This window comes from Pantoea sp. AG702 (genome assembly GCF_003182295.1).
GTDB lineage: Bacteria > Pseudomonadota > Gammaproteobacteria > Enterobacterales > Enterobacteriaceae > Pantoea > Pantoea ananatis.
Genome location: NZ_QGTU01000001.1, coordinates 800,424 through 817,182, shown reverse-complemented (window position 1 = coordinate 817,182; position 16,759 = coordinate 800,424). Strand labels below are relative to the sequence as shown.

At 50.7% G+C, this 16,759-nt stretch carries 14 protein-coding genes; 8 read left to right on the top strand and 6 right to left on the bottom strand.

Annotated features, from left to right (window positions below):
* Positions 1-24 precede the first annotated feature (24 nt).
* Positions 25-711, bottom strand: coding sequence for a DUF1120 domain-containing protein (locus tag DFO57_RS03950; protein ID WP_231858583.1), 687 nt, complete (start codon positions 709-711; stop codon positions 25-27).
* 1,764 nt (positions 712-2,475) lie between these two features.
* On the opposite strand from DFO57_RS03950, the gene DFO57_RS03945 reads away from it, so the two are divergent.
* Positions 2,476-3,381, top strand: coding sequence for a winged helix-turn-helix domain-containing protein (locus tag DFO57_RS03945; protein WP_014593630.1), 906 nt, complete (start codon positions 2,476-2,478; stop codon positions 3,379-3,381).
* Positions 3,374-3,832 (top strand): hypothetical protein, encoded by a 459-nt coding sequence (locus tag DFO57_RS03940; RefSeq protein ID WP_019105277.1) that lies wholly within the window; start codon positions 3,374-3,376, stop codon positions 3,830-3,832. The genes DFO57_RS03945 and DFO57_RS03940 overlap by 8 nt, the downstream gene beginning before the upstream one ends.
* An 84-nt stretch (positions 3,833-3,916) precedes the next feature.
* Here DFO57_RS03940 and DFO57_RS03935 read toward each other — a convergent pair whose 3' ends face one another.
* The 5 genes from DFO57_RS03935 to ytfQ all read right to left on the bottom strand — a co-directional run bounded on the left by DFO57_RS03935 (position 3,917) and on the right by ytfQ (position 10,547).
* The gene (locus tag DFO57_RS03935; RefSeq protein WP_110015091.1) at positions 3,917-5,497 is read right to left on the bottom strand and encodes a sensor domain-containing diguanylate cyclase; all 1,581 of its coding nucleotides are present in this window, start codon (positions 5,495-5,497) and stop codon (positions 3,917-3,919) included.
* Between the two features lie 526 nt (positions 5,498-6,023).
* On the bottom strand, positions 6,024-7,010 hold the full coding sequence (gene yjfF / locus DFO57_RS03930) for a galactofuranose ABC transporter, permease protein YjfF (RefSeq protein ID WP_014605917.1): 987 nt from the start codon (positions 7,008-7,010) through the stop codon (positions 6,024-6,026).
* Positions 7,007-8,023 (bottom strand): galactofuranose ABC transporter, ATP-binding protein YtfT, encoded by a 1,017-nt coding sequence (gene ytfT, locus DFO57_RS03925; RefSeq protein WP_014593626.1) that lies wholly within the window; start codon positions 8,021-8,023, stop codon positions 7,007-7,009. The genes yjfF and ytfT overlap by 4 nt, the downstream gene beginning before the upstream one ends.
* Positions 8,016-9,536 (bottom strand): sugar ABC transporter ATP-binding protein, encoded by a 1,521-nt coding sequence (locus DFO57_RS03920; protein ID WP_014605918.1) that lies wholly within the window; start codon positions 9,534-9,536, stop codon positions 8,016-8,018. Before DFO57_RS03920 ends, ytfT begins: the two co-directional genes overlap by 8 nt.
* 54 nt (positions 9,537-9,590) lie before the next feature.
* On the bottom strand, positions 9,591-10,547 hold the full coding sequence (gene ytfQ / locus DFO57_RS03915; protein WP_013025666.1) for a galactofuranose ABC transporter, galactofuranose-binding protein YtfQ: 957 nt from the start codon (positions 10,545-10,547) through the stop codon (positions 9,591-9,593).
* 666 nt (positions 10,548-11,213) lie between these two features.
* Between ytfQ and ydgT the strand changes: the two genes are divergently transcribed.
* From ydgT to rsxD, 6 genes are all read left to right on the top strand, one after another.
* Positions 11,214-11,429 carry a transcription modulator YdgT gene (gene ydgT / locus DFO57_RS03910; protein WP_014605919.1) on the top strand — a complete coding sequence of 72 codons (216 nt, stop codon included), beginning with the start codon at positions 11,214-11,216 and terminating at the stop codon, positions 11,427-11,429.
* A gap of 106 nt (positions 11,430-11,535) precedes the next feature.
* Complete coding sequence (locus DFO57_RS03905) at positions 11,536-11,979, top strand: DUF2569 domain-containing protein (RefSeq protein WP_013025664.1); 444 nt, start codon at positions 11,536-11,538, stop codon at positions 11,977-11,979.
* Positions 11,980-12,102: 123 nt separating this feature from the next.
* Positions 12,103-12,684 (top strand): electron transport complex subunit RsxA, encoded by a 582-nt coding sequence (gene rsxA / locus DFO57_RS03900; RefSeq protein WP_013025663.1) that lies wholly within the window; start codon positions 12,103-12,105, stop codon positions 12,682-12,684.
* Positions 12,684-13,262, top strand: a complete 579-nt coding sequence (gene rsxB / locus DFO57_RS03895) for an electron transport complex subunit RsxB (protein ID WP_013025662.1) — start codon at positions 12,684-12,686, stop codon at positions 13,260-13,262. The genes rsxA and rsxB overlap by 1 nt, the downstream gene beginning before the upstream one ends.
* Positions 13,255-15,699 carry an electron transport complex subunit RsxC gene (gene rsxC / locus DFO57_RS03890; protein WP_104933350.1) on the top strand — a complete coding sequence of 815 codons (2,445 nt, stop codon included), beginning with the start codon at positions 13,255-13,257 and terminating at the stop codon, positions 15,697-15,699. Before rsxB ends, rsxC begins: the two co-directional genes overlap by 8 nt.
* Positions 15,700-16,758 (top strand): electron transport complex subunit RsxD, encoded by a 1,059-nt coding sequence (gene rsxD, locus DFO57_RS03885; protein WP_072138019.1) that lies wholly within the window; start codon positions 15,700-15,702, stop codon positions 16,756-16,758.
* Position 16,759: the final 1 nt, after the last annotated feature.

The window sequence follows — 16,759 nt, the reverse complement described above, 5'->3', positions numbered from 1 at the left end:
TGCTGTCGCTCTCAAAAAAATAAATTAGAAATAACGTACGTTAATCTGTGCAGTACCCTGCCAGTCAACCTGTTGTGCATTGGTTATCATATTTCCGGCGTTTAATTGCGGTTCGATGTCAAACACCCATGAAATAACTTTCCCTGAGGCTGGTGCACTAGTCGTTTCATCCCATGGTGTCCAGTCTTCCGTTTTCTTATAACTCCAATTGGCATTTAACACACGACCAAACGCAGTACCACTATGCGAACCACTATTCTGGTAACCGAAAGAGGTCGTATTGGTCACGCCGTCTACCGTTGATGAAACAGGGCTGATGGTAAAATTCCCCAATTTATTTCCCGTTACCGGATCCATCCCTAAACCAAAAATACGCGTACTATCTGCATGCCCACTTCTGTTATTGGTATTCACACCCACCATAGCACTGCTTTCATTGGGGTCGGTCGCCCAGAATGCCACTTTCTGCGCTGAGGGACAACTTACCTGTAATGTCACTTGTTTCGCTGCAAAGGTATTGACCGCGGTTTGATTAAGATCTTCGTGCTGAGTAATCCCCCAGTCAAGAGCCTCACCGCCTACAACATTTGCTGTACAGGCGTTCGGCGCAATGATGCCATGAACATTAATGTCGGTTCCCGCCATGGCTGAATGGCAAAATAATGCACTGGTGGTGAAACTCAACGCTAATACTGTTTTATTAAAAGACACGTTATTCTTCCTTATCTCTGTATAAAAAAATCGACACAAGCCGCTCAGGCTTAATGCGGTGAGAAATATAACGTTAAATATTGAAATCGCCATATGAATTAATCTCTTTTTTTATAAAATAATCTTTTGTTTTTTATTGTTAAAAATCAATAAGATAGACACATACCCTATGCCACATTTAAAGCAATGTTTTTTTGATTGATTTATAAATAAATTCAGAAAAGAACATACACATCAACTCCCAATATTTACTTATCACTGCGTGAAAACCCGTCTTTTAAAGATTGCAATGGACACCTGCCGGATTAGCCTGCCCTTTCCAGTACCTTTTCATACTTTTTTCTGTGTCGAAGCGTCAGTACACACAACGCCATGCCGTCACATCTGATTGACGCTGTTTCATTGCCCTACTAATCACGTTTAAAATAGACAAACGTTCAGCCTGACGCTGTCGTTAGTCACTCAACCTGAATGCATTACTTAAGATGTTTCATTCCTGACCATTTTCATTCCTTTAGTTCATTACTGGTTTACATTGACTCACAGCCATATCTTTTAGTCAGATAGTCGTACCAGAAAAGCTTACCGTTTTATCCTACCTTCCCGTTAAATCAGCAATCTGTTTGAAAAAGAAAGTGCGGTGCAAACCGTGACGCTCTTAGAACATTGGGCCTCAGGCCTGGGTAGCGCACTTTTCGATACTTAACGTCAGGAGATCAGGAAACGACAGACATTCTGTCAGGTCGATGAGAGTGGTGTTTGTTACAGCGGGATATTGATTACATGATATCTACGATGCGTTGCTAAGCCATAATGTCGCAGGTATGGATAAATACAGAATGACACAGGTAAGTGAGGGCAGTTAAAAACATCATCAACGCCCCATTGAAATGCAATACCTTAACGTTAAACGAAGCAACGTAAGATTCTGTGATGCCCACCTTGAATTCTCGCGTGATTTACTTAAACAACGGCTGATGCGTGATCTCAGGCTGCAGTGACGATGAGTATCATTGAGGTAGAGGTTCTTTGAAAATGGAGGGTGTATTCGTTCCGCTCAGTCTGCAATCTGGGCTTAATCTGGTTGGTTTAACAACCCTGCACATTATTTTCTTGCAGATTTTATCCTCGCCCAACCCCCCTGGTCGCATGATGTCTGTCTGCGCGACCTGAGGATTGCGCGCATGCAGCTACGCCTACCTCTGATGTGGATAGCGCTGACGGCTTATTAAAGTATGTATGTGCGTTTTTCATATGAGTGCGTATGCTGACAACAACGTCTGTTTTGAATGATGCAGTGAACGGCAGCAAGCGCGTCAACCAATGAGAGTTCAAATGAATCTGACACCTGCCGTTGACCAGAACGCCTGACTGACAGGGCAAATGAGAATGTATATAATTACTATTAGAGAAATTTTTGAGAAGTTAATTGCGCGTTTTAACATCGTTATCTGCTGTCTTTCGCGTGCGACAGCGGGCTACATAAGAAGCCTAAACCCGCTTCAGGTTCCCTCTAAAAACATTACTATTTTTTATTAAATTAAATTTAAAATTATAAACAATAAAATCAATTACTTACAACTTAAATCATGTATTTTATATTCCACTTAAATTAAAAAAGCCAAAGGCATGCAAATAAAACTCTTTTATTTAATTTGATTTGGAAATTATTCAGCACTATGCTGATGTCGATTCAGATAACAAATTTTTATCTATTAATTCCTTTCAATAGATGGGTATTCATGTCCATTTCTTTTGGTACAGATGGAGAGCACTTTGAGCCGAAAGATTACACTTAATCACTTTCTGGTTTTTGAACCCGAGAAAAAAAGAATTACTGGCAGAGGCAATCCGGCGATCATTAGTGCTTCAGCATCACTATGCTTCGAGTTGCTCATTGAAAATGTCGGTGAGTTAGTCACTCATCAACAGTTTTTTGACTATGCATGGCGTCGTTTTGGCATGGAGCCGACCTCTACGTCCCTCTATCAGAATATATCCAGCCTCAGGCGCGCACTGAGTAAAGCCGGACTGCAGGAAGACATCATTCGAACGATGCCCCGGCGTGGTTTTATTCTGTCACCACAAACCGTGGTGATGAAAGAAAATACCGTTACAGCCTCTTCAGCAACTGTCTTGAGTGAGAAAAATTATGAACCTCTTTCGTCAGAAGAAAACACAGAATCGCACGAGGGAGCATCTCCAGCCGTGTTACAGCACGCAGATGTCGAGGATGATAAAGATGATAAGACGGTTTTACCCTCAACACGTCAACGTGATCACTCGCCATGGCTACCCACAACAGAAATGTTGTTAGCACGACTCTCTTTTAAAAATGTGTTTTTTACCGCCATCACTTTCGTTTCTTTTTGCTGTATTTTTATTTTTATCAAAGTCGAACCGCAATCGGCAGAGCCCGTTTTCGCTCACAGCATGGACTATAAAGGCTGCGTGATTTTTAATAACTCAGACGCCTGGCTCAATAGCGCTGAGTTAAAAAAACGCGTAGATGATTTGGATATCAATTGTAAAGACAGTCAATATATCTATATGACATCTTTTAAAAATGCTGACAGACTCTCTTACTTTCAATGCCAGCACCCCTTGCACGCTACAATTCGAGCAAACTGTCTCTCTCATTATTATGTTAAGAATTTCAATGATGAATAAAATTCTGGTTCTGACAGGGCTATGCTTTATCGCTCTTTTATTGTATCCATTTAGTGGAAACCGGGAACACCGTATATCATGTAAAGCGGATATTTCTTATCAGTGGCAAGATAGCACGCTAAATTTATTCATTTCTCAAAACATCCAGAATGGCAAAGGTATACTGGCTCTCTCTGGTACGCTTCATGAAAAAAATAAAGCCGATGGTTATTTAAGTAAAACCATATCTTTCTCCTATCGAGAACAGGGCTATTATTATCACCTTAACTCAGATTTGGTCATCAACTCGCCACAAATGACCATGAGCGTTCAGGATCAAAGAAAATGGTTACCTGATTTCTTTATTGAAAAAGGGAAGCCTCTGCTGCTGAAAATCAGGCCTTACGGTGATAAAGCCTGGCTTTTTTACTCTGAGACTACGCCACTTTTCGTCTGTGAAAGAAGTAGTTAGCTTTTTTAACGATTTTTCACCCTTGTCCACTGCACGACGCTGAGATCTCAATGTTGATAATCTTGACGTCGTGCAGTGCATTTTTTACGACGAAATCAGTTTACTTCTGGCAGAAACAACTCTGTTTCGCCCCTCATGCTTTGCCTGGTACAACCATTGGTCAACGGAAAGCAATGTTTCCTCAATATCGTTGTTATGGTGAGCTAAACTCTCCACGCCAGCTGATATTGTCATTTTTCCTATTTCGCTAAATTGCGCACATGCGATATGTTCACGGATACGATTTGCAATAGATTCAGCCTCTGAGATTTGTGTATTCGGAAAGAAAACAACAAATTCTTCGCCACCAAACCGACAAACAATATCGTTAGTGCGGCAGCCTTTTTTTAAAAACATCGCGACGGCCACTAACGTTTTATCACCGATATCATGCCCATAGTGATCATTAATGCGCTTAAAGTAATCGATATCGAAAGAGGCAAGACTATGTTCGTTTTTAGCAGAGAGGTAAGGCGCGGTAAGTTGCTCAAATCCACGTCGGTTATACAGTTTGGTCAGATGATCGGTTATTGCATCATCTCGTAATATGGCCAACGTTTTATTAATTGTGTTCGAATAAGCCAAAAAAGATTTTTTCAGCCTGTCAGATTCTTTATACCACGTTTTTATATCCTTTATTTTGGGAGGCAAATCCTTCGTTGTAGTAGACCGGGTCAGGCCAGCGAGTCTTTCGAGCGGTTTGGAAATCTGCGTGGAAACAAAGATGCTCACACCGACCAATAGCAATGCTATCACCAGTCCATAAACCAACACATCTTTAGCGATAAGCGTGAGTGTCGTGGTGACCACGTCAGGCGAAACGCATACGAATACGTGCCAGTTGGTTTTGATAACGTCTGAATAGCCTAACAGGCAGTCACGCTGTTCTAACGTTGTCTTTAATCCACCGCTGCTGGCCTGATTCAGGTGTGTGGTCAGGCTGCCAGGCAAAGGATTGTTTTTTCCTGTCAGCGTCTCATCAGGTGAATAAATGACTTCTCCAGTATCTGAAACAATGCTGATCGTTGTTTTATCAGTGTAAAAATGATGACTCATGAGGCGGCTTAAAATACTTTTTCTTTTCAGGTAGATAGATCCTGCAATATAACCCAGATACGCCCCCGAAGAGGAATAGACCGGGTTCGACAAGAAAATGAGATAGTTACCTGTGTAAGGCGTAAGGGGTTCTGATACGAACGCTCCCTTTTTAACCGCCATCAACTGCTCAGGGGCAACATTTAAAGACGTACCAACAGGCAGTAAACCTGGTGGAGAGGATACCGCAACGTAACCGTCTGGGGTTAGCATCACGACTGAACTGAACATATCCGATTGCAGTCTTAATCTGTCAGCTTCTTGCTGTAATGCCTGTTTGTCATCAAAACGTTTAATCTGAGTGGCACTGTATGCAAGCTCTTTTTGTGCCGTTCTGAATGTGCTGTCGGTCATATCAGCAAGCTTACGGGCATAGGCGGTGTTAGATTCAATGATTCTTTTTTCAGTCAGAACCTTAAGAACAACGCCCACCACCAATATCAGCATGAGTGCAGTAATCACTATGCAACCAACAGAATGCAGGCACAGAAGCCCTTTTAACGAGGGTTTATAGGTTTTATTCATTCCCACAGCAGGTCTCTGTTATTTGCCATCATTATTTCAAAGATATTAGCACTGCCTGGAAAAAACAAAGCGTTTCACGGCTAAACGTCACCCTCTTACTCTCGCTAATCAGCGACATCGCGCTGATAAAGGCGTAAATCCAGCGCTTGCCAGACTGGCAATCCGGTGACGCAGTTATACCGCTGGCACCCTCTTCTCCATCATTAACCTTATTCTGCCGTGAAAAAAGAGGCGGGCCGTCGTTAACGTCTTCTGAAACAGGCCAAATACGTACAGGACAGGCATTCATTGCAAATGCGTTATGACCTGCTAGCAATAATAAACCGACATAACGCAGAGGGAATGGACATGCTTTATCCGTGATTGAGAAAGCATGCAGGCTGGCATGATGTGATACAACGCATGCACCCGCACGATGAATAATCCCTGTTCAGGCAATGCTTATTCATTCACGCTCTCTCACCTACCATTACCGATTATGGGTTGCGCCACCTGCTACTTAAAAAAGCGGCGCATCAGCGCCGCCCTTAGCTTATTGAATCAGCCGTTTCACCGGCGCGTTCCGTTGACGATCCCACATTACCGTTAGCAGGCGCTGTAACGCGATAAACGCAAACAGCAGAATGCCAATAGCAATCTTGGTCCACCAGGAACTGAGCGTGCCGTCAAAGTTGATCCAGGTTTGAATAAGCCCCTGAATTAACACGCCGAACAAGGTGCCCAGCACCGTGCCTACGCCACCCGAGAGTAAGGTTCCGCCAATCACTACAGAGGCAATCGCATCCAGTTCCACGCCCAATCCAGCCAGGGCATAGCCCGCCGAGGTATAGATGGAAAACACAATGCCGGCCAGCGTCGCCAGGGTAGTCGACAGCATGTAGATCTTAATGGTGGTGGCGCGGGTTGAAACGCCCATGAGTTGCGCGGAGGTCAGGCTGCCGCCAATCGCATAAACCTGATTACCAAAGCGAGTGCGATGCGCCAGAATGATCCCGCCCGCCACCACCACCAGCATGATCAGCGCCAGCAAACTTAGCCGCCCGCCCCCCGGCACCTTCCATGCCATGCTGGACAGCGTGGCGTAAAGAGGATGATCGATCGGAATAGAATTCTCAGAGACCAGGTAACTGCAGCCGCGCAGAAAAAACATGCCCGCCAGGGTGATAATAAATGCGGGAATTTTCAGCGCATCAATCAGCCAGCCCATCATGGCACCAAACATCGCTCCCATACTCAGGATGAGGGCAAACGCCAGGACGGGGTTGAGGTGATAGTCACCGATAACCTTTGCCAAAAATACACCCGAAAACGCAATGACGGCCCCCACGGAAAGATCGATGCCGCCCGATAAAATCACAAAGGTCATACCGACAGCGATAATGCCGAGGAAGGCGTTATCCGTCAAAATGTTACAGATCACCCGCGTGGAAGCAAAGCCGGGAAACTGGCTCAGGCAAAACAGATAGCCCATGACGAACACCAGTAGGGTGATCATCAGAGGCAGATGACGTTTAATCATGATGGACGTCTCCGTTTAAACATCGCAATAAAGCGCGGGGATTGCAGAAGCAGAACGCACATGACCACTATAGCCTTCACCACCTGATTCAACTCTGGCGGAAAGCCAGAGAGTAGAATACCGGTGTTCATCGACTGAATAATCAGCGCACCTATCAATGACAGCACGATGTTAAACCGGCCGCCCATTAGGGACGCTCCGCCGATGACCACGGCGAGAATCGCATCCAGTTCCAGCCACAATCCGGCATTGTTAGCATCTGCGCCACGAATATCCGCCGCCACAATCAGGCCGGCTACCGCCGCGCAAAGGCCGCTGATGGCATAGGTGGACATCACCACCAGCCAGCCATTCACGCCTGCATTGCGCGCGGCGCGCAGGTTAATGCCCACGGCTTCGATAAACAGCCCCAGGGCGGTTTTACGCGCCAGTAGCCAGACCAGCAACGCAACCGCCACCGTGATCCAGACCGGCACCGGTAACAACCACAGCGCCCCATTCCCAAACCAGCCAAGGCTGTCATTATTAAAGGTTACGATTTGCCCCTGAGTAATAAGCTGAGCAATACCGCGTCCGGCGACCATTAAAATCAGCGTGGCAACAAACGGCTGGATACGGAGTAAGGCCACCAGAATGCCGTTCCATATGCCGCAGGCCAGACCGCTGGCCAGCGTCACCATAATGATAAAGGGTACACCGTGCCCGGCGACGGTCAGCGTAGCGGCGGTGGCGCCGGCAATCGCCATCACGGCGCCGACTGACAGGTCGATCCCGCCGGTGGCGATGACCAGCGTCATGCCGATGGCCAGTAAAGCAACGGGTGCGGCGCGGTTGATAATGTCGATCGGACTGCCAAACAGCCGTCCGTCCTGAAGATGAATCGCAAAGAAGTTATTCGCGACCAGGCTGTCAACTAACAGCACCAGCAACAGGGCAATAATCTGCGGCATGCCGGGCGGCAGCCTGAACTTGCGACGTTGAGGTTTGGTCGCGGTGACCGGGGATTCAAGCATGCTGCGTACCTCCGTCAGCAATAGCGTTAACGATTGCCGCCACTGAAAGCTGCTCCAGTGGAATTTCAGCCACCTGTTTCAGATCACGCATGATCAATACACGATCGGCGTAGCCGACCAGCTCTTCCAGCTCTGAAGAGATAACCAGCAGCGCCAGACCATCAGCACACAGCGACTCGATGAGGCGGATAATTTCCGCATGCGCGCCCACATCAATGCCGCGCGTCGGTTCATCCAGGATCAGGAACTGCGGTTTTGTCACCAGCCAGCGTGAAAGCAGAACCTTTTGCTGATTGCCGCCCGATAACAGCTCAACGGGCTGCTCTGCATGCGGCGTGCGAATACCCAGACTTTTAATAAAACGTTCGGCAATCGCCTGCTGTTCCCGTTTTTTAATCGGCCGTAACCAGCCGCGCTGCGCCTGCAGGGCCAGAATAATATTTTCCCGCACCGAGGCCGCACCAATGATACCGTCGGTTTTGCGGTCTTCCGGACAGAACCCCATGCCCAGGCGTGAGGCCTGAGCAGGCGTGCGAATGTGTTCAACTTTGCCTTTGATTTTTGCCGTACCGCGATCGGCGCGACGAATACCAAATAACACTTCGGCCGTTTCAGTGCGTCCGGACCCCAACAGTCCGGCCAGCCCCACCACTTCGCCGGGCCTGACCTGCAGGCTGAAAGGCTCGATGGTGCCTTTCTTGCCGTAATCTTCAAAAGACACCACAGGCTGATTACTGCGTAGCGTGCTGCCCTGACGCTGCAGCGCGGTCGCCATCAGCTCACGGCCAATCATCAGTTTCACCAGTTCAATCTGCGGCAGCGTTGCCGTGTCATGCGTGGCGATGAATTTACCATTGCGCAGTACGGTGATGCGGTCGGTGATGCGATAAACCTGATCCAGAAAATGCGTGACGAAAATCAGGCTCATGCCGCGATTTTTCAGCTGCGTCATGAGGGTAAACAGCATTTCAACCTCGCTGGCATCCAGGCTGGCAGTAGGTTCATCCAGAATCAGGACCTGCGCAGAAAGATCGACAGCCCGGCAGATGGCAATGATCTGCTGCATGGCGACTGAATAGTGGCCAAGGGGCTGGGTGACATCAAGGGCAAAACCGTAATTACGCATCAGGGCATCGGCATCGCGAACCATGCGCTTACGATCGATCATGCCAAAACGACGCGGTTCACGCCCGATATACAGGTTATCTGCCACCGACATGTTGGGCAGCAGGTTAACTTCCTGATAAACCGTACCGATACCGATATCCTGGGCTTCGGCGGTGCTGTGCGGCGAAATCGCCTGGCCGTTTAGCGTTACGGTGCCGCTGTCCCGGGTGTAAACGCCGGTCAGGACTTTTATGAGTGTGGATTTTCCGGCGCCGTTTTCACCTAACAGCGCCATGATCTCGCCTTTACGCAGGCTGAAAGACACATCGTCCAGCGCTTTGACGCCGGGGAAGCCTTTACTGACGCCGCTGATGGCTAAAAGAGGTTGTTCGTTGTGTGTGGTCATGCTGTCAACTCCGCCCTACATCATGGAAAACCGCCCCGAAGGGCGGCCTGCGGCTTAGTAACCCATGTTCTTTTTCTTATCTAACTCGGCCTGCGCGTCAGCAGGTAAAAAGAGTTTTGATTGCGTTCTGATAATTTTTGGCGGCAGCGTGCCGTCTTTTTTGAATTTTTCCAGCGCGTCAAACGCCGGGCCTGCCATGTTTGGCGTTAATTCCACGTTTGCGTTGGCTTCGCCTGCCAGCATGGCTTTATAGATATCAGGTACACCGTCAATCGAACCGGTCAGGATGTCTTTACCCGGTTTCAGGCCGGCCTCTTTGATGGCCTGAATGGCACCGATGGCCATGTCATCGTTATGGGCGTAAACCATGCAAATGTTTTTGCCGTTATTCTCTGCTTTGATAAAGCTTTCCATGACTTCTTTACCTTTACTGCGGGTGAAGTCGCCAGACTGAGAACGGATGATTTTGATATTAGGATGACCGCTAATCGCTTCGGCAAAGCCTTTTTTGCGGTCGATGGCGACGCTGGCGCCTACCGTGCCTTGAAGTTCAACGACGTTACACTTCTTGTCGCCCACCGTTTTCACCAGCCAGTCACCGATAAGCTTACCTTCCAGCACGTTATCTGCCGTTACGACAGCCTGGTACAGCGAGTTGTCTTTCACCACAATGGCGCGATCCAGCAGGTAAACCGGGATTTTCGCGTCTTTAGCTTCTTCTAATACCGGCTCCCAGCCCGTCTGAACCACTGGTGCGATAAAGATGGCATCAACGCCCTGCGCAATAAATGAACGCACGGCCTTGATTTGGTTCTCTTGTTTTTGTTGTCCATCGGCAATCTTCAGATTGATGCCGCGTTTTTTGGCTTCGCTTTTTGCCACATTGGTTTCAGCGGAGCGCCAGCCGGATTCAGAACCTACCTGTGAGAATCCCACTGTCATTTCCGCCGCTAACACTGAGCCACTTAATGCGGCGCTGACCAGCGTGGTCAGGAGTAAACGTTTCCACATAGTTTTTATTCCTCTGAAGGGCGTTCGCTGTATAGGGTAAAGTGCCCATTAAGACTGACGTAAAAAAAAGTAAATTAGGGCGACACGCTTCACAAAATCGAGCGATTTAAAGGAGTTACGCGTTTCATGAGGGGGCATTTCATCAGGGGTTATGGACAAAACGCCTGTGTGTTTTTTCAACTTATGATAAATAAATGTAATAAACAGAATCGTTTAAGTGTAGGCCAGTTGAAAACGATTACAGGGAGGCGTACAGAATGAGTTACGGCAATTATTCGGCGACAAAAAGTGCATTTTGTGATTTCCAGCACATCCCTACACGGCCCTGTATATCGAATGAAACGATTCCGCTATAAGCCTTTGTTGAGGGTTTACTGACGTTCTCTTCATCTGACGCGGGAAACGGGAATTAATGGCAGTCGATTCGTACATATAAACAAATAAAAAGTTACCTGGTCTGATCAACCCAAACAACATACGCCCTGTACAGCACCTGACCTGATAACGGCGGCGACGTTTACTGTGCACGAAAATGTTGAAAAGGGTTGTTTAGCGATCAATCTCTCGTGATTGTCTGATTTTTGCTTTTTTTAAGTGGCAGAACTGGACACGGCCGGGTGTCTCCCTATACTTGGCACTCTTTCCCATCCATCCGTTACGATAAAAATGACTGCGCACGATTATCTTTTAAAATTCCGCAAAGTGAATAACCTCGACAGTCTGGAAAAACTCTACGACCATCTGAATTATTCCCTTTCTGACAACACCGATATCATCAATATGTACCGGGCTGCAGATCATCGTCGCGCAGAGCTGGTATCCGGTGGTCGTCTGTTTGATCTGGGCTGCGTACCTAAATCGGTATGGCGCTACGTGGTATAATTCTGAGGTTCAGAATATTGTCTGAAAGCGCTTAGCCATAATGTTTCCCTTCTGTCTTAACATGCTATTCTGAGCCGCTTCTGACATTGAGACAGGATTAACCGCAATGAACACACAGGATGCCGCACCTCGTATTGGTGGCTGGCTTTTAGTGCCGCTGGCATGGTTGCTGATGACGCTGCTCACCACGGCGCTGGTGATGGCCATGTATCTGACACCGCTGTTTGATACACAATGGCGCGCCACCCTGTTTAATCACAGTTCGCTCGTCACCACCTACTGGGCCATTTCGCTTTTCACCGCCACCGCGCTGTGGGCTTACAGCATGTGGGTTGTGTGGATTTTCTTTAAGCGCTCTTCCCGGCTGCCACGCCACTATATTGTCTGGTTGCTGATTACCGTGCTGCTGGCCCTGAAAACGTTTGCCTTTACGCCGGTTTCTGACGCCCGGGCGATTCAGACGTTACTGCTGTCTCTGGCGGCAGCGGCAATTTTTGTGCCTTATTTCAAGCGTTCAGCACGGGTAAAAGCGACGTTTACTCAGCGGTGAGGCCAAAATTATCGCCAACAGTTTAATCCTGAGTGCGGTTGTCCGTAGACAATGTTGTGTCACAGTTGTGATACCGCGTTTTATCAATGATAATAAGCCGCTTTCTGGTATTCAGGCGAAAAAATGACCGATTATCTCCTTCTCTTTGTGGGTACTGTGCTGGTGAATAACTTCGTTTTGGTGAAGTTCCTCGGCCTGTGTCCCTTTATGGGCGTTTCCAAAAAGCTGGAAACGGCGATTGGCATGGGCCTCGCCACCACATTTGTTATCACACTGGCCTCTATTTGTGCATGGCTGGTGAACCATCTTATTCTGGTGCCACTGGACTTAGTGTACCTGCGCACCATGGCCTATATTCTGGTGATCGCCGTGGTTGTGCAGTTCACCGAAATGGTGGTGCGCAAAACCAGCCCGTCGCTTTACCGACTGTTGGGTATTTTCCTGCCACTGATTACCACCAACTGCGCGGTGCTGGGCGTTCCCTTGTTGAGTGTTAACCTCAACCACACCTTCCTGCAGGCGGCGCTGTATGGATTCAGCGCCTCGCTGGGCTTCTCGCTTGTCATGGTGCTGTTTGCCGGTATGCGTGAGCGCCTGGTTCTGGCAAACGTGCCTGCCCCATTCAAAGGAAACTCGATTGCGCTGATCACCGCAGGCCTGATGGCACTGGCGTTTATGGGCTTTACCGGTTTGGTGAAATTCTGATGAGTGCGATTTGGATAGCGGTTGCGGTATTAAGCGCCCTGAGCCTTGTGTTTGGCGCCCTGCTGGGTTACGCCTCACGACGCTTTGAGGTTGAAGAAGATCCCATTGTTGAGCAGATCGACGCTGTTCTTCCGCAAAGCCAGTGCGGTCAGTGCGGTTATCCTGGCTGTCGTCCTTATGCCGATGCGGTGGGCAATAACGGTGAAGCCATCAACAAATGTGCGCCCGGTGGCGAACAGACCATGCTGAAGCTGGCGGCCCTGCTCAACGTTGAGCCGCAGCCGATTGATGGCGACGAAGAAGCCAAAGCGCCCGTGCGCACCGTAGCATGGATAGATGAAGCGAACTGTATTGGCTGCACGAAATGTATTCAGGCCTGCCCGGTTGATGCCATCGTTGGCGCAACACGCGCCATGCACACCGTGCTGAGCGACGTGTGTACGGGCTGCGACCTGTGTGTCGCGCCTTGTCCTACCGATTGTATTGAGATGCGTCCGGTTGCCACCACCACGGCCAACTGGAAATGGGATCTTGAAACCATTCCTGTTCGGGTGATCCCGGTAGAGAGTCATGCTTAATCTGCTAAATTTTTTTAAAAAAGAGAAAACCTGGGATTTTCAGGGCGGCATTCATCCGCCTGAAATGAAAACCCAGTCTAACGGTACGCCGCTGGCCGAGCTGCCGCTGCCGCACCGGTTTATTATTCCGCTGAAACAGCATATTGGTCATGAAGGTGAGATCTGCGTATCGCCCGGCGATCGCGTACTGCGCGGTCAGCCACTGACGTTTGGCCAGGGCAGAATGCTGCCGGTGCACGCACCGACGTCCGGCGTCATCGAGGATATTGCCCAGCACATGACGGCTCATCCTTCGGGCCTGTCAGAGCTGTGTATTTTCCTGACGCCGGATGGTGAGGACCGCTGGATGCCGCTGGAACCGCTGCCGGACTACCGCCAGCATGAACGAGCCGTCATCCTGAAACGCATTCACGATGCCGGCATCGCCGGCCTGGGCGGTGCAGGCTTCCCGACCGCCACTAAGCTGAAAGGCGGCCTGCGGGGCGTTAAAACGCTGATTATCAATGCCGCCGAGTGTGAGCCCTATATCACCGCTGACGATCGGCTGATGCAGGATTACGCAGCCGAAGTGCTGGAAGGCAGCCGGATTCTGGCCTGGGTCTTACAGGCAGATCGCGTTTTAATTGGCATCGAAGATAACAAACCTGAAGCCATCGCCGCTCTGAAGCAGGCGCTGGGCGGTGAGCGCGATCTCCAGATTCGCGTCATTCCCACCAAGTATCCTTCGGGCGGTGCCAAACAGCTCACCAAAATTCTTACCGGTATGGAAGTGCCGCACGGCGGACGCTCGACAGACATTGGCGTGCTGATGCAAAACGTCGGCACGGCCTGGGCGGTTAAGCGCGCCATCATTAATGGCGAGCCCATCACCGAGCGCGTGGTTACGCTGACAGGTGAAGCCATCGCCCAGCCACGTAATGTGTGGAGCCGATTGGGTACGCCAATCAGTCATCTGCTTCATCAGGTCGGTTTTCATCCCTCGCCACGCCAGATGGTGATTATGGGCGGCCCGCTGATGGGCTTTACCCTGCCGTCACTGGATGTTCCGGTGGTTAAAATCACCAACTGTATTCTGGCTCCGTCCAGCACGGAAATGGGCAACGACGAGCAGGAGCAGTCCTGTATTCGCTGCTCTGCCTGTGCTGATGCCTGCCCGGCTAAGCTGCTGCCGCAGCAGCTTTACTGGTACAGCAAGGGCGGCGATCATGATAAAGCCCGTGCGCACCATATTGATGACTGTATTGAATGCGGTGCCTGCGCCTATGTTTGCCCCAGCAACATCCCGCTGGTGCAGTATTACCGCCAGGAAAAAGCCGAGTTGCGGGCTATCGATCTGGAAGCCAAACGGACGCTGGAAGCGAAAGCACGGTTTGAAGCGCGTCAGGCACGACTCGAACGGGAAAAACAGGCACGTGAAGCTCGTCATGCAGAGGCGAAGCAGCGCGTAGCGCGCAGCGACAGTGCTGAACTGGCTGCGGCTCAGGCACGCGCGAAAGCAAAACCTGGTGGAAACGAAGAGGCCGTCGCCGAGGCTCGCCATGCTCAGGCTCGCCTGCGCCAGGCTGAAGCCCAGTCGGAAACCCAGGCACTGAGCCGCCAGACGACCGATCCGCGCAAAGCGGCGGTTGAAGCCGCTATTGCGCGTGCTAAAGCAAAAAAATCAGCCGTTCCGGACGCGTCTGAAGAGGTGGCGGAGGATCCACGCAAGGCCGCCGTAGCCGCCGCCGTGGAGCGAGCCAAAGCGAAGAAAGCCGCGCAGGCCGCCAGCGCTGAAGGTACTGAGGATGTGCAGCCCGCCCCACCGGAGGATCCACGCAAGGCCGCTGTGGCCGCCGCCGTGGAACGTGCCAGAGCGAAGAAAGCCGCGCAGGCCGCCAGCGCTGAAAGTACTGAGGATGTGCCGCCCGCCCCGCCGGAAGACCCGCGCAAGGCCGCCGTGGCCGCCGCCGTGGAACGCGCCAGAGCGAAGAAAGCCGCGCAGGCCGCCGTCGCTGAAAGTACTGAGGATGTGCAGCCCGCTCCGCCGGAAGACCCGCGCAAGGCCGCCGTGGCCGCCGCCGTGGAACGCGCCAAAGCGAAGAAAGCCGCGCAGGCCGCCGTCACTGAAAGTACTGAGGATGTGCAGCCCGCTCCGCCGGAAGACCCGCGCAAGGCCGCCGTGGCCGCCGCCGTGGAGCGTGCCAAAGCGAAGAAAGCCGCCGCCGCCCTGGCTCGCGCGGAGGACGCTTCTCGCGATGCTGCACTGGCTGCAACAGAGGCGCACCGTGACGTCGAGCAGGCGGAAATGGCGCAAGAACAAGCCAATAATGCGAATGCTGAAGCCGAACAGGCGCCGGAACTTGAGCACCCTACTGACGCGCGCAAAGCCGCTATTGCGGCTGCTATCGAACGTGCCAAAGCGCGTAAAGCGCAATCGACATTGACACCTGAGGACTAAATGGCTTTTCGTATAGCAAGTTCACCTTATACCCACAACCGGCGCAGCACCGGCAACATCATGATGCTGGTGGTGCTGGCTGCACTGCCGGGCTTTGCAGCGCAGTGTTATTTCTTTGGCGTGGGCACGCTGTTGCAGGTGATTCTGGCCTCGGTAACGGCGTTGCTTACCGAAGCGGCCATCCTGCGTTTACGCAAAAGCCCGGTTGCTGCCAATCTTGCGGATAATTCAGCCCTCTTGACGGCCATTCTGCTGGGAATCAGCATCCCCTCTCTGGCGCCCTGGTGGCTGGTAGTGATCGGTACAGTCTTTGCGATTGTGATCGCCAAGCAGCTTTACGGTGGACTGGGACAAAATCCCTTTAATCCGGCGATGGTAGGCTATGTGGTGCTACTGATCTCGTTTCCGGTACAGATGACCAGTTGGGTGCCGCCGGACGCGTTACAGATGATTAAACCGGGGATGCTCGATTCACTCAGTATGATTTTTACCGGCCATACTCTTGCGGGCGACACGATGCAGCAGCTGCAGCTCGGTGCCGATGGCGTCAGCCAGGCCACGCCGCTCGATACATTCAAAACCGGCCTGCGCGCGGGCCACAGCGCCGCGCAACTTCTGGCACAGCCCATTTACAGTGGTGTGCTCGCGGGTCTCGGCTGGCAGTGGGTTAACCTGGGTTATCTGGTGGGCGGTCTGTTCCTGTTATGGAAAAACGCCATTCGCTGGCATATCCCGGCTGCCATTTTGCTGTCGCTGGCCTTCTGCGCAACGCTGGGCTGGCTGTTCTCGCCCGCTTCGCTCAACAGCCCAGTGATTCATCTGTTCTCAGGTGCCACTATGCTTGGGGCATTTTTTATTGCTACCGATCCGGTCACCGCTTCCACGACCGACCGTGGTCGTTTACTCTACGGTGCGCTGATTGGGCTGCTGATCTGGTTAATTCGCAGCTTCGGCGGATATCCGGACGGCGTTGCTTTCGCTGTATTGCTGGCTAATATATGCGTACCGCTGATTGACTATTACACTCAGCCGCGTGTTTACGGCCATCAAAAGGATTAAA

Coding starts and splice junctions, on each gene's coding strand:
- rsxC (WP_104933350.1), top strand. CDS start 13,255: ATGCTTAATCTGCTAAATTTTTTTAAAAAAGAGAAAACCTGGGATTTT.
- yjfF (WP_014605917.1), bottom strand. CDS start 7,010: ATGATTAAACGTCATCTGCCTCTGATGATCACCCTACTGGTGTTCGTC.
- rsxB (WP_013025662.1), top strand. CDS start 12,684: ATGAGTGCGATTTGGATAGCGGTTGCGGTATTAAGCGCCCTGAGCCTT.
- ydgT (WP_014605919.1), top strand. CDS start 11,214: ATGACTGCGCACGATTATCTTTTAAAATTCCGCAAAGTGAATAACCTC.
- ytfT (WP_014593626.1), bottom strand. CDS start 8,023: ATGCTTGAATCCCCGGTCACCGCGACCAAACCTCAACGTCGCAAGTTC.
- DFO57_RS03945 (WP_014593630.1), top strand. CDS start 2,476: ATGGAGAGCACTTTGAGCCGAAAGATTACACTTAATCACTTTCTGGTT.
- rsxD (WP_072138019.1), top strand. CDS start 15,700: ATGGCTTTTCGTATAGCAAGTTCACCTTATACCCACAACCGGCGCAGC.
- ytfQ (WP_013025666.1), bottom strand. CDS start 10,547: ATGTGGAAACGTTTACTCCTGACCACGCTGGTCAGCGCCGCATTAAGT.
- DFO57_RS03940 (WP_019105277.1), top strand. CDS start 3,374: ATGAATAAAATTCTGGTTCTGACAGGGCTATGCTTTATCGCTCTTTTA.
- DFO57_RS03905 (WP_013025664.1), top strand. CDS start 11,536: ATGAACACACAGGATGCCGCACCTCGTATTGGTGGCTGGCTTTTAGTG.
- rsxA (WP_013025663.1), top strand. CDS start 12,103: ATGACCGATTATCTCCTTCTCTTTGTGGGTACTGTGCTGGTGAATAAC.
- DFO57_RS03920 (WP_014605918.1), bottom strand. CDS start 9,536: ATGACCACACACAACGAACAACCTCTTTTAGCCATCAGCGGCGTCAGT.